General features: G+C 70.5%; 12 protein-coding genes. 4 read left to right on the top strand and 8 right to left on the bottom strand.

Annotated elements, in window-relative coordinates; genetic code table 11:
• Positions 1–436, top strand: a 436-nt coding sequence (locus tag AAGI91_16740) for a T9SS type A sorting domain-containing protein (GenBank protein ID MEM1044257.1), incomplete at its 5' end; no start/stop codon positions are given.
• 87 nt (positions 437–523) lie between these two features.
• Here AAGI91_16740 and AAGI91_16735 read toward each other — a convergent pair.
• Together AAGI91_16735 and AAGI91_16730 are read right to left on the bottom strand one after the other, a co-directional pair.
• Positions 524–1,072 (bottom strand): Rad52/Rad22 family DNA repair protein, encoded by a 549-nt coding sequence (locus AAGI91_16735; protein ID MEM1044256.1) that lies wholly within the window; start codon positions 1,070–1,072, stop codon positions 524–526.
• Positions 1,073–1,237: 165 nt separating this feature from the next.
• Positions 1,238–1,972 carry a hypothetical protein gene (locus tag AAGI91_16730; GenBank protein ID MEM1044255.1) on the bottom strand — a complete coding sequence of 245 codons (735 nt, stop codon included), beginning with the start codon at positions 1,970–1,972 and terminating at the stop codon, positions 1,238–1,240.
• Positions 1,973–2,176: 204 nt separating this feature from the next.
• On the opposite strand from AAGI91_16730, the gene AAGI91_16725 reads away from it, so the two are divergent.
• Complete coding sequence (locus AAGI91_16725) at positions 2,177–5,227, top strand: M48 family metalloprotease (GenBank protein MEM1044254.1); 3,051 nt, start codon at positions 2,177–2,179, stop codon at positions 5,225–5,227.
• A gap of 77 nt (positions 5,228–5,304) precedes the next feature.
• Positions 5,305–6,126 (top strand): aldo/keto reductase, encoded by an 822-nt coding sequence (locus AAGI91_16720; GenBank protein ID MEM1044253.1) that lies wholly within the window; start codon positions 5,305–5,307, stop codon positions 6,124–6,126.
• Positions 6,127–6,175: 49 nt separating this feature from the next.
• Here AAGI91_16720 and AAGI91_16715 read toward each other — a convergent pair whose 3' ends face one another.
• From AAGI91_16715 to AAGI91_16705, 3 genes are all read right to left on the bottom strand, one after another.
• Positions 6,176–6,268 carry a type II toxin-antitoxin system HicA family toxin gene (locus tag AAGI91_16715; protein MEM1044252.1) on the bottom strand — a complete coding sequence of 31 codons (93 nt, stop codon included), beginning with the start codon at positions 6,266–6,268 and terminating at the stop codon, positions 6,176–6,178.
• Positions 6,269–6,351: 83 nt separating this feature from the next.
• Positions 6,352–6,564, bottom strand: a complete 213-nt coding sequence (locus AAGI91_16710) for a type II toxin-antitoxin system HicB family antitoxin (GenBank protein MEM1044251.1) — start codon at positions 6,562–6,564, stop codon at positions 6,352–6,354.
• Between the two features lie 20 nt (positions 6,565–6,584).
• Entirely contained in the window at positions 6,585–6,845 is a 261-nt protein-coding gene (locus tag AAGI91_16705) for a DUF3098 domain-containing protein (GenBank protein MEM1044250.1), read from the bottom strand.
• Positions 6,846–7,001: 156 nt separating this feature from the next.
• Between AAGI91_16705 and dacB the strand changes: the two genes are divergently transcribed.
• Positions 7,002–8,465, top strand: coding sequence for a D-alanyl-D-alanine carboxypeptidase/D-alanyl-D-alanine-endopeptidase (dacB, locus tag AAGI91_16700; GenBank protein MEM1044249.1), 1,464 nt, complete (start codon positions 7,002–7,004; stop codon positions 8,463–8,465).
• On the opposite strand, the gene AAGI91_16695 is transcribed toward dacB, so the two are convergent.
• The 3 genes from AAGI91_16695 to AAGI91_16685 all read right to left on the bottom strand — a co-directional run.
• Positions 8,462–9,283, bottom strand: coding sequence for a purine-nucleoside phosphorylase (locus AAGI91_16695; GenBank protein ID MEM1044248.1), 822 nt, complete (start codon positions 9,281–9,283; stop codon positions 8,462–8,464). The two genes, dacB and AAGI91_16695, sit on opposite strands and share 4 nt — an antisense overlap.
• The gene (locus AAGI91_16690) at positions 9,276–12,074 is read right to left on the bottom strand and encodes a PP2C family protein-serine/threonine phosphatase (GenBank protein MEM1044247.1); all 2,799 of its coding nucleotides are present in this window, start codon (positions 12,072–12,074) and stop codon (positions 9,276–9,278) included. Before AAGI91_16690 ends, AAGI91_16695 begins: the two co-directional genes overlap by 8 nt.
• A gap of 150 nt (positions 12,075–12,224) precedes the next feature.
• Positions 12,225–12,848 (bottom strand): T9SS type A sorting domain-containing protein (locus tag AAGI91_16685; protein ID MEM1044246.1); only part of this gene is annotated, 624 nt, incomplete at its 5' end.

Raw genomic sequence — 12,848 nt, 5'->3', positions numbered from 1 at the left:
CAGCGCCCCGGCAGGCCTCTACACGGTCGCCATCAGCGCCGGCCCGAACACGGGCACCGCGGTTGCGACGGACGAGGTGACGGTGATCGTGCCGGCCAGCCGCGCGGTCGCTGGCGGCTCGGCGGAGTGGACACTGGTCGACGCGCAGCCGTGGCCGGCGCTTGAGGCTGCCGCCCGCACGAGCGCGCTGGGAGCCTTCCCGAACCCGTTCGCGGACCGTACGGAGATCGGGTTCGAGCTCGAGGCGAGCGCCCGGGTGGAGCTCGTGGTGTACGACGTGCGAGGCCGCGAGGTGGCGACGCTGGCCAACGACGTGCTGGAAGCGGGTCAGCACAGCGTGGAGTTCGACGCGGCGTCGTTGCCGAGCGGTGTGTACATCTACCGCCTGGTGACGGGTACGCAGGTGGAGACCGGCCGCATGACCCTCGTCAAGTAAGACACACGAGCGGTTCCAAACGCAAGCGGGTGGGGCGCCTCAGTGCGCTCCACCCGCTTCTTTTTTCCGGGCTGGTACGGTACCCGCTCAGCGCCTCGCACTGCTCGTGCGGTTCGTCCCATTTCGAGCCGGTTGCCCGTTCTGAGACACTCGCCGGGACGGCTCGGGGTGCGCCCGGTCTGCGCTCGGGGTGAACTTCGCCGGGATGCGCGGCACTTCGGCGAAGCGGCCCTTCTCGTTGAGCGGCACCCACTGCGGCGGGAGGTCGTAGAGGTAGCGCCCGATGCCGAGCGCGGCCCCGGCGCGCTTCATCGCGTTCGAGAGCCCCCCCTTCACTGCCTCGACCTCGGTGTTGTCCGCGCCGTCCTCGCGCCAGACCCACTCGCCGTCGTCGTTCTTGAAGTAGATGCGGCAGATGACCCCGCCCTCGGGGCCGGACCGGAATTCGTTCTTCCAGTTGCCCGGCCCGAACGTCTCGTCGAGCCGCTCCTGGACGGCGCGGGCAGTGATGTAGGGCATCGCGAGGCCCTTCTTGCGGTCGCGCGTGACGGCCCCCGGCTTCCATTCGACGTCGCGCGGGGGAAACGGGTCGGTGAGTCGGTGCCAGTTGACGGGTCGGCGGTGGGTCAGGTCCATGCGTGCCTCGGTTGGGTGAGCGATGCAAGAGGATAGACCTGGCATATGCCACCTCTTTGTCACAAGCAGGCAGGAGGTGGCTAACAAAAAAGGCCGCCTCCCCGAACAGGGAAGGCGGCCTTTCGTGACGCCGCGAAGACACCCCTGCTCCGCGGCGGCCTCCTTTCACGATCCGGTCGGGCGCAGGCGCTGCGGACGGGCGACGGACTCGTCCACATGCACGCCCCACGCGTCGCTGTACCGGCGGTCAAAGCGGCGGAGTAGGATAAACGGATTGGTGCCGTTGGCAGTATGCCACAGGTGGCGTTCGGAGAAATACTCCTCCTGCTCCGGGTCGATCTCGTAGGTCACCATCGCGGCGGCCTGCTCCGGGCGCAGGCGGAGGTTCCGGGCCTCACGCGTAGCGAGCGTGGTGAGGTTGATACGCCCGCGCTCGGAGAAGAGGTCCGGCCGCGTCGGGGCGGACTGCTCCCACTGCGAGACGAGGTACAGGCAGTCCTCCATGTGGTCGAGGAGGTCGGAGCCGCGGAGCCGGTAGAGCGCGTCCACGACAGGCCGGCCCGCCGACGCCCTGTCGGCGATGGGGCGGTCCGAGGCGATGAGCGTGGCGTCGCGGCGGAGGCGGCGCTGGTGGTCGCGCAGGCTCCGCCCACCGCCGCACTCGAAGGCGACGCGCCGCGTCTGGATCGGCCCCGGCACCTCGACGACGAAGTCGGCCGTGAAGAGGGCTCCGGTGGTCTCGAGTTCGACCTCGCTGTGGAGGACCGCGTCCTCGCGGAGGTACTTGACGATGTGCCAGGCGAACTCGTCCTGCACGGCCCCGTCGTACGGCGGCTCGTAGGCCGGGCCGGAGAGCAAGCCCTGGAGGTCGCGGGGTTCGGGGCTAGAGAGTCGGATCATCGGAGGAGGATGTCGGATTCAGGGTTGGAGGCGCACGTCTATGCTTCTCCGCGCGCGCGTGTGCGTAGGATAGCAAGGCAGAGTGACACCTCTGTGTCATAGCATTTAGGAAAGGCGAAAAGAGTCGAAGAGCGGAGGAGGTCTCGGGGCACCACCATCACGCTATCTTCCGCACCTCCGCTTCTCCCCGCTTCCGCTCGTCCGATGCGCCCTTTCGCCCTCGCGGCCTTGCTCCTCGTCCCCTGCCTCGCTGCCGAGGCGCAGGGCTTCCAGACGTTCAGCGGGCGCAACCACCCGGAGATCGACTGGCGCGTGGCCGAGACCGAGCACTTCGAGATCGTCTACCCCCAGCACCTTGCCGGCATCGAGGCCGAGGCGGCGACCGTGGCGGAAGAAACGTATGCCGCGCTCGCCGAGAACCTGGGCGTGGACTTCGACCGTCCGATCCGGGTCTACCTCTCGGACGAGGACGAGATCGCCAACGGCTTTGCGGTCAACGTGGGGCGCGCCGGGTTCACCAACGTCTGGGTCCACGTCAACGAGACGGCCTCGATCTGGACCGGCGACGCGAAGTGGATGCGGACCGTCCTCGCGCACGAGATCGCTCACATCTTCCACTACCGGGCCATCCGGTCGCCCGTCGGGCTGCTCCAGAACCTCGCCGCCAACCCGATCCCGAGCTTCTGGGCCGAGGGCATCGCGCAGTACCTCACCGAGCGCTGGGACGCGCAGCGCGGCGACCGCTGGCTCCGCACCGCCGTCTTCGAGGACCGCCTGAGCTACAGCGACGGCACGAGCGCGTGGAACGGGCGGCTCCGCTACGCTGTCGGCAACAGCCAGGTGCGCTACCTCGCCGAGACCTACGGCGACTCGACGATCGTGGACATCCTGAGGCACCGGAAGAGCCTCCTGCCCGGCATTGAGGTGCACGACTTCTACAGCGCCTTCGACGCGACGGTCGGCAAGCCGTACCGGGCGTTCTACGAGGACTGGCGCAAGCACGTCAACGTGTACTACAACACGCTCGCCGGGCAGATGGAGCGCGTGGACTCGCTCGGCGCAGCGCTCCCGCTGCCGGGGCAGTACGTCTACGACGTGGCCTACAGCCCCGATACGTCGCAGGTGGCGGCGCTCGTCCTCTCCTCCCTCGCGCGCCCCGTCCGGCGGCTCGCGGTGATCGAGGGGCTGACCGATACGACGGTCACGCGCCGCGTCCGCGTGCTGGCCGAGGGCTCGCTCAGGGCGCCCATCGCCTGGAGCCGCGACGGGGCGCGCATCGCCTACGCGCGCAGGGTCCGCGGGCGCTACGGCTCGCTGGTGAACGACCTCTACGTCGTCGACGTGGCCTCGGGTGAGACCGAGCGCCTGACCCGCGACCGCCGCGCCTCGTCGCCGACGTTCGGGCCGGACGGGCAGCTCGCGTTCGTCGGCAGCGCGGGGGGGACGGCGAACGTGTTCCTCCTCGACCTGGAGACGGGCACCGAGACGCAGCAGACCGATTTCGAGGGCGACGTGCAACTCACGGGCCTCCGCTTCAACCCGGACGGCACGCGCCTCGCCTTCGCCCGGTTCGACGCTGCAGGCGAGCGCGACCTCGCCGTGCTCGACCTCGCCTCGGGCATCGTCACGTCGGTCTCGGCGGGGGGCACGGACGACCGCGTCCCGGTCTGGAGCCCCGACGGCCGGCAGATCGCGTTCACCTCGCTCCGCGACAACGTGCCGAACGTGTTCGTGGTGGACGTGGCGGCCAGCCGCAGACCGCAGGGGGCGGACTCGCTAATCCTCAGCGCCGCGCCTTCACCGAGCGCCGCAGGTCCCCTTCCGCTCTTCCATGCCTCCGCTCTTCCACCCCCAAGTGAGCGCCGCGTCACCCACCTCTTCGGCGGGGCGACCGCGCGCGACTGGCTCCCGCCGGACTCGCTCCACCCGAGCGGGCGGATCGTCCTCGTCACGAGCGAGAGCAAGCGCCGCGAGCGGGCCTTCGCCGTCGACGCAGAGCGGACGGCTACGGTCGAGGAGCCGGTGGCGGCCCCTGATGCCTACGCGGCGTGGACCGCGCACCGGCCGCCCCGCGAGATCCCGTTTCGGACGACCGCCGACCCGGGTCTGATCGAGGCGCGGAGGCGGTACAGCACCTGGGCCAACATCACCCATGCCGGCTCGCTCGCGCTCCCGTACGCTGAGGCCGACGGCAGCGACTTCGGCCTCATCGGGACGACGATCTGGCTGGAGCCACTCGGCAAGCACCTCCTCGCGGGCTTCGTCGCAGTGTCCATCCCGGAGTTCGCCGACAACACGATCGGCGTCGTCTCCTACACCAACAACCAGTTCCGGCCGACCCTCACCCTGAACGCGTACCGGACGCCCAGCCCGGCCCGGTGGTACGGCGGGGGCCTTCTGGTCGAGGACCTCGTTGGCGGCGACCTGACGGTGACGCAGCCGCTCGACCTGACCGACGCGCCGTTCGTGCGGACGGCGGCGAGCCTGCGCCTCCGCCTGGCGAGCGCCGATCCGCTGAGCGACAGCCGCTTCGACGACATCGAGGCGGACGGCCTGCTCCAGCCCGAGGCCGGGACGCGCGCCGAGGTCCGGCTCGGCTTCACCGCGCGGCACCAGCGGCCCTACCGCTTCAACGACCTCTACCCGCTCGACGGCGTCGGTCTCCGCGCCCGGGTGTCGGTCGGGGTGCCGGTCTTCGGCAGCGACCGCACCTTCGTGCAGCCCGACCTCTCCGCGTTCTGGGTCTCACCCGGCCTCGGGATCGGCCGGTTCTACGTCTACGGCCGGGCGCAGGCGCAGTTTGGGCAGCGTCTCGCGCAGGACTTCGTCGGCCTCTCGCGCTTCGACGACATCGACCTCCAGCTCCCGTTCGTCGAGCCGGTGACGCTCTCCGACACGGAGCGGGTCCGGGGGTACCGGCGCTACGCCGTCGGCGACCGACTCCTGTTCGGGAGCCTCGAGTACCGGCTCCCGCCGCTGTTCAACCTCAACACGTCGCTCCTCGGGATCGTCGAGCTAGGCCGCGTCTCGCCCGCCATCTTCGTCGACGCCGCGGCCGTGTGGACGGGAAGCGATGTCGGGGGTGCCATCCGCCGGACCGGCGTCGGCGTCGAGATCAAGAACCGGGCGCGCCTCGGCGGCTTCCCGCTCACCCAGGCGCTCGGCGTGGCGCAGCGCTGGCGCGACCTCGGCGAGACCGTCGAGTGGGACGCCGTCGACCTCTACTACCGCGTGCAGGCGGCGCTGCCGTTCTGAGTCGGGGGCCCAACGTCGGGGGCCGGGCGTCTTTTATCTTGCTGACTCTCGACCCCTCGACTCCCGACCCATCCACCATGATCCACATCGAACTCGGCGAGGAGCGCGTTCCGGCGCTCGGCCTCGGCACCTGGCAGCTCAGCGGCGACGCGGCCCGCGACGGCGTCGCCCACGCGCTCGACCTCGGCTACCGGCACATCGACACGGCGCAGGTCTACGAGAACGAGGCCGCCGTCGGCCAGGGCCTCCGCGCCGCGAACGTGGACCGCGATGCCGTCTTCCTCACGACGAAAGTCTGGCGCGACCGTCTCCGCTACCGCGACCTCATGGCCTCGGCCGACGACAGCCTGCGGAGACTCGATGTGGACTACGTCGACCTCCTCCTCGTGCACTGGCCGAACGAGGACATCGAACTGGCCGAGACGCTCGACGCGTTGCAGGAGGTCCAGCACGCCCAAAAGGCCCGGCACATCGGCGTCTCGAACTTCACCCCGTCGCTGCTCGGCGAGGCGCTCCGGCAGGCTCCCGGCCTCGTCTGCAACCAGGTCGAGTATCACCCCTACCTCGACCAGAGCGGGATCCTGGAGGTCGTGCGCGAGCACGGGCTGTTCCTGACCGCCTACAGCCCGATTGCGCGCGGCCAGGTGATGGACGACGAGGTGGTTCAGGAGGTCGCCGCGGCGCACGGCAAGAGTCCGGTGCAGGTCACGCTCCGGTGGCTCGTCCAGCAGGACCGCGTCGCCGCCATCCCCAAGGCTGCCAGCCCGGAGCACCGCGAGGCCAACCTCGCCATCTTCGACTTTGCCCTCTCCGACGACGAGATAGCTGCCCTCTCTGCCCTCGCCCAACCCGACGGCCGCATGATAGACCCCGACTTCGCCCCGGCGTGGGAGACCTAGCGACCCAGTAGTTGGTCCACCGTCACGCCAATGTCGCGGGCGATTTTCCTCAGCAGCGATGGCGCAACGTCTCGTGAAAAGGCACCGTGGTCGCTCGTCCGCCCGCGTGGCGAAATTGCTTGTGCGAGCCGCGCTGCCGCACCTCCTCGAAACCTCCTCGAACCCAAGCGCCCGAAGTAGCCGGATCACGTCGTGTGGCGAAAGGACTGGAACGTTGCCCACAACTCAAGCTGCTACGGAAACGAGGTGGGTTCCGACGAACTCCCCCTCGAAGTCCGGCTCGCCGTCTTCCAGCAGCATCTCGATCACCTCACGCATGTTGCGGTCGAGTTCGTCGAGACTCTCCGCTTGCGAGTGCGCCCCGGGAAACCCGGGGACGTAGCCAACGAGAAGATGGGTGTCGGGGTCGCGTTCGATAACGACAGTGTAGGTTCGCATTGTGACGTGCGTTTGTGTCCTTACGCGGAGCGGGGCTCCTCGGCTTCTTTCGGACGGCGGAGAATGGCGACGATGACGCCGAGGTAGCCGCCGAGGATCATCAGCGGGGCGACGTAGAGCGAGAGGAACCCGTCGACCTCGTTCTCGACGCGCATCAGCGTGTAGCCGAGGATGATGGCCCCGACGCACGCGCCGAGCAGCACGTAGTTCGTGCGGTCGAAGACGAGGCGGGCCGTCTTGCGGGCGGCGGAGCGGCGGGACTTGCGGGGGGCTTTCGCCATGAGCGCGGCGGTTGAGCAGTCAGGGTGCGGGAATATAGCTCCGGTCGGGCAGGGCCGGCGCTAGACGAAACGCGGCGGCCGGTCCGTTTCGCGCGGAGCCGGGGAACCCCTCCGATCCCTCTGCCGATAGAGGACGCTGGCTCCTCTCCTATGTTCATGCGCCTCGCTCCCCTTCTGTTTGCTGCGGTCTTCGCTGCTGTCTCCCTCGTGGTGTGGGCCGGGCCGCGTCCGCTCGAAGCGGGGAACGTCTCGGACGCGGCGATCCGCAACGCGGTCACGGCGGCCCTCGGCGCCGAGAACCTGCCGGACGCCTTCTGGGGCGTCTACGTCCAGAACCTCCAGACCGGCGAGGTCGTCGTCAGCCGCAACGCGGACAAGAACCTCATGCCCGCCTCGAACATGAAGCTCGTCACCGTGGCGACGGCGCTCGACGCGCTCGGGCCGGACTTCCGCTACGTCACCCGGCTCTACTTCGACGGGACCGCCGGCGGCGAGGCGGGCGACTCGACGCTCCGCGGCGACCTCGTCCTGCGCGGCTCCGGCGATCCGACCTTCGGCAGCGTGCTCGCCGGGCCGGACCCGCTGCGGGCGTGGGCCGAGCAGCTCCGGGCGATGGGCGTCCGCCGCATCGAGGGCCGCCTCATCGGCGACGACGACGTGATGGACGAGCGGCCCTACGCCAACGGGTGGGACATCAGCTACATCGCCACCGAGGATTGGGCGGCCCCAGCGGGTGGCCTCACCTTCCGCGACAACCTCGTTACCCTCTCGATGGCCGGCACGAGGCCCGGCGAACCGGCCGAGGTTACCACCGACCCGGCAGGCTACGTCGAGGTGACGGGCGACCTCGCCACGCGGGGGCGGCGCGGCTACAACCCGCTCCGCATCCGCCGCACCGTCGGCACGAACCAGATCCAGGTCGAGGGATCGGTCTCGTCCCGCTACGAGGGCGCGGCGCGCATCCCGATCCAGGACCCGACCGCGTTCACGCTCCACGCCTTCGCCGAGCGCCTCCGCGACGCGGGCATCACCGTCGCCGCGGAGGTCGTGGACGCCGACAACCTGGAGGAGCCGCCGAGCTACGCGGCGGACCCCGTCCTCGTCCACCTCTCGCCGCCCCTCCTCGACATCCTGACGACCGTCAACCACCGGAGCAACAACCTCTACGCCGAGCAGGTTTTCCGCACGTTCTCCGGCAACGGCGGCGCGACGGGCGGCGAGCGGCGCGTCCTCGCGTTCCTGGAGCGGGCCGGGATCAGGACCGACGGCATCGCCGTCCGCGACGGGTCGGGACTGTCACGCAAGAACCTGCTCACGCCGGAGACGCTCGGGCAACTGCTGGCCTATGTCTACCGGTCTCCGATGCGCGGCGCCTTCGTGGCGACGCTCCCGCAGGGCGGCGAGGAGCAGACAACCCTGCGCTACCGTCTGCCCGGCCTCCCGGTCCGCGCCAAGACCGGTGCCCTCGAGCACGTCCGGGCCCTCTCCGGCTATGCTGCCGGGGCCGACGGCACGCCCTACGTGTTCGTCGCGATCGCCAACAACTTCACGAGCCGGTCCAGCCTGATCTCGGTCGCCCAGAACGAGATCGCCACCGCCATCGCCGAGGGCGGGCGCTAGGCGTCGGCGACGATGGCCCGGACGAGCGCGGCGAAGCGGCCTCGGACCTGCTGCCCGACGGCTATCACCTCGTCGTGGTTCAGCGGCTCGGCGTTGAGCCCGGCGGCGGCATTCGTGATCGCCGAGATCCCGAGCGTGGACATGCCGAGCGCCGCGGCCTGGATGACTTCGGGCACGGTGCTCATCCCGACGGCGTCGGCCCCGATCGTGCGGAAGAACCGAATCTCGGCGGGGGTCTCGTAGCTCGGGCCAGTCGTCCAGAGGTAGACCCCGCGCTGGGTCGGGATGCCGCGCTCCAGGGCGAGCGCCTCGGCACGGTCGGTCCAGTCGGGGTCGTAGGGCGCAGCCAGGTCGGGCCAGCGAGGCTCACCCTCGCGCACCGGCCCGGACATCGGCGAGGCGAAGGCGAGGTTGAGGTGGTCCGTGATGAACATCAGCGTCCCCGGCCCCATCGCCGGGTCGATCCCGCCGGCGGCGTTCGTGACGAGGAGCCGCCGCGCGCCGAGGGCGTGGGCGAGGCGGACGGGGAAGCCCAGCACGCTCGGCGCGTGGCCTTCGTAGAGGTGGACCCGCCCCTGCACGAAGAGCACCGACCGACCCTCGAGGCTCCCGAAGACGAGCCGTCCCGCATGCCCGGTGACCGTCGAGCGCGGGTAACCGGGAATCTCGGCCGTCGGGATCGCCACGGCGTCGCTGGCCTCGTCGGCGAGCGCGCCGAGGCCGGAGCCGAGGATGAGCACGAGGCCGGGTGCGGCGTCGGTGTGCCGGCGCACGGCGGCGACGGCGGTGCCCAGCGCTTCGGTGGGGAGGTCAGTCATGGGCGGCAGTGGCCAGAGGGTACGGCGAAGCGTGGTGGTCGGTGGGCGTGCTGATGCGAGCGACGACCATCGTCATATCGTCGTGCTGCGGGGCCTCGCCGGCGTGGCGGAGCACGTCGGTGATGAGCGATTGCAGCAGCGCACCGGCCGATGCGTCCGGTCCGGTCCCGGCGACGGCGTCGGCCAAGCGCTCGTCGGTGTAGAGCGTCTTGGCCGGGTCCATCGCCTCGGAGAACCCGTCGGTGTAGAACACGAGCGTGTCGCCCCGCCGGAGCGGGATGGTCTGCTCCTCGATCACGTCGTCGAACACCTCGCGGGCCGTCAGGCCGATGGCGAGGCCGGGCGGCTGGACGAAGTCGGCGGTCTGGTTGGGGGAGCGCTTGAGGATGACCGGGTTGTGCCCGGCGCGGGCGAAGGTGAACGTCTGCGCTTCCAGGTCGAAGATGCCGTAGATGAGCGAGATGAAAGTCCCGCGCGCGGCGTTGGCGACGAAGAGGCGGTTGGCGCGGCGGAGCACCTCGGCGGGGCGGTCGGTCTCGTGGGCGAGGGTCTGGAGGAAGCCCTTGGCGAGCGTCATGAAGAACGCGGCCTGGATGCCCTTGCCGCTCACGTCGCCGATGACGAGCGCGAGCCGCCCGTCGCGGAGCGGGATGAAGTCGTAGTAGTCCCCGCCGACCTCCTCGGCGGCGAGGCAGCGCGCTGCGAGGTCGATCCCGGCGACCTCGGGCATGCACGCCGGGAGGAAGGACTGCTGCACCTCGCGGGCGATCTCCAGTTCGCGGGTCAGCCGCCCCCGCTCGCGCTGCTCGGTGACGTAGTCCGGCACGTAGCGCGGCAGCGTCTCGCCCGTCCGCTTGCTCCTGACGCCGACGACGCCGACCGCCGCCGTCCCCGCTGCCAGCGCAAACCCGAGCGCGGCGTCGACGAGGGCCGGGGAACCGGCGGCGAGCCAGCCCTCGGCGGTGTCCCACAGGACGCCTGCTGTGAGGACGGCTACGATAATCACGAGCGCGTCGTGGCGCGCGTAGGCCAGGGCGAGCACGGTCCCCAGCGCGAGCGGGGCCGCCCACGCAAGCCACCCCGGACTTGTGGGCAGGTCGAACGCGATGAAGCCGAGCACGCCCAGCGCGAGCGCGAGGCCTGGGACGACGGTCCACGGCCACCGCCGCAGGAACGACCCCAGCCCGACGTACACCCCGAACGTGAGCGCGAGCGCGTACCACATGTAGTTGGTGAGGCTGGCCGCGAAGGGAGAGTAGGTCGCGTCGGCTCCCAGCAGCGACAGGTCGGACGACAGGACGCCGGCCGGGACCAGCAGCAGCCCGACTTGGACGCCGAGCAGCACCCCGGCCACGGCTACGCCCCGCAGGAGCGCGCGCCCGACAGGCTGGTTTACGAACCGCCCCTGCCGCACGAGGCTCAGCGTCTCGATCTTCTCCGGCCACGCCTTGCGCACGAGAGCGTCGGAGGCTGCCGACGCCACGAACACGAGCAGGCCGTACCCCGCTCCGCCAAAGAGCATCCCGAGGAGGACAAGTGCCCAGAGCGACAGGCCTCCGGCCAGGTCCGAGGCCCAGGCCGGGACTGTCAGCAATGTCGCCAGCGCGATCATGGTGCCGGCCAGGAGTGCATCCTTGAGCGCCGCGCGGGCGTCGAGGCTCCGCGCACCCAGGCGCCGGACCAGCACCCCGACGAGCAGCAGCCCCAGCACGACGTACCCGGCGATCCGCGCCACGCGGCGCACCGTCTCGGCCGACAGACCGTCACCCGAGCTAAAGACAAGCTGCACGCGCCGGCCTCCGGGCTCGGCTTCGCCGTCCCGCTCCCTGACCTCTGGCCTGCCGTCGGGCCTCGCCGCCTCGGTCGGCAGGTCTTCGTTGAAGTCCAGGTCGAGGTCCAGCAGGGCTCCGGCAGCGGTGACGTCTACGGTAGCGGCGACGCGCTGGCCGTGGACGAGGTCGTGCCCGAACGCATCCCGGCCGTTCTCAAAGCGGACCCGGGCCGCCGAGCGACCGCGCTCCGGGAGCGCCTCGACCGAGACCACACCGAGCGGGAGCGTACCCCCGACGGTTGCGCTGAGGTGCTCGCGGGCGATGGCGGCGGCGGCCCGTGCGCTCAGCCCCTGCGGGCGCCCCGTCTCGGCCGCGGCGTAGAGACGCGCCCGGTCTGCCTCGATCGGAGGCAGCGCCTCGGCCAGCACCGGCTCGGAGGACAGGTCGAAGCGGAGCAGCGAGGCAAGCGCTGAGTCGGGGGGGGCCATCAGCATCTCTCCCATGTCGCCAGCCGGAGCGGCCTCGGACTCGACGACAGCGCGCAGCACGGTGCGGTCTACCCCGGCGCGAGGTACGATGGACTGGCGGTTGCGGAACTGCCAGACAGCCCCGCCCTGCGTCAGGTCCACCTCGTGCACGCGCCGCGTGGGCGAGCGCACGCCTGGCACCGAGGCCGTCTCGCTGGGCCGTTGCCACTGGACGTTCCAGTAGAACGCGGGAAGTAGGTCGGTGCCGTCCGCCTTCAACATCTGGATCGCGGTCGGGCGGCCCATCGACGCCTGCAGCGAGTCCAACAGGCGGGTAGCTCGCCTCAGACGCGCCCGCGGAACGAGGCCGTCCGTCGCGTATCCCTGCTCGGCCAGGAATGCCTCTGCTCGCTCCACCGCCGTCTCACGCCCGAGCGTGTATGTCGCTGTGCTCTCCGGGTGCAGGATTGGTAACAGGTACACGAACAGTCCGAGCCCTAGCACGCCGAGCCCGAACAGCGCAGCGTCCACTAGATCGAAGCGAGTACGCATAGTCATACGTGGGGGAGAGAGGAATAGCGGGCCTACGGCCAAATACGCCCCAAGTTTACGCCCCCGCGACGGTCCGTGCCGCACAAAACAGAGCGGGGGCCGCCCGCTGCCGGACGGCCCCCGTTCGAAGGGTAGGGTACGGACCGCGTCCTACTTGACGAGGGTCATGCGGCCGGTCTCCACCTGCGTGCCCGTCACCAGGCGGTAGATGTACACACCGCTCGGCAACGACGCCGCGTCGAACTCCACGCTGTGCTGACCCGCCGCCAGCACGTCGTTGGCCAGCGTGGCGACCTCGCGGCCCCGCACGTCGTACACCACCAGCTCCACCCGGGCGCTCGCCTCGAGCTCGAACCCGATCTCCGTACGGTCCGCGAACGGGTTCGGGAAGGCTCCCAGCGCGCTCGTGCGGGCGGCAGCCTCAAGCGCCGGCCACGGCTGCGCGTCGACAAGCGTCCACTCCGCCGAGCCGCCAGCGACCGCGCGGCTGGCCGGGATGATCACCGTCACCTCGTCCGTCGCAACCGCGGTGCCCGTGTTCGGGCCGGCGCTGATGGCGACCGTGTAGAGGCCCGCCGGGGCGCTGCCCGGGACGCCGACCGAGAAGGAGAGCGTCGGCGAGGAGGACATGCCGTTGAGCGAGCCGGACTGTACCTGGACGACCGGGCTGACCGGGTTGGAGCCGAGGAAGGCCTGGTAGAAGACCACGCCGGACTGTGCCGAGGCGGTGTTGTTGGTCACGGTGTAGGTGAAGTTGGCCGTGCCGGGGGCGGT

It is taken from the genome of Bacteroidota bacterium (assembly GCA_038746285.1).
Taxonomy (GTDB): Bacteria; Bacteroidota; Rhodothermia; order Rhodothermales; family JANQRZ01; genus JANQRZ01.
The sequence above is the reverse complement of the archived record's forward strand: the minus strand, read 5'-3'. Positions and strand labels throughout refer to the sequence as shown.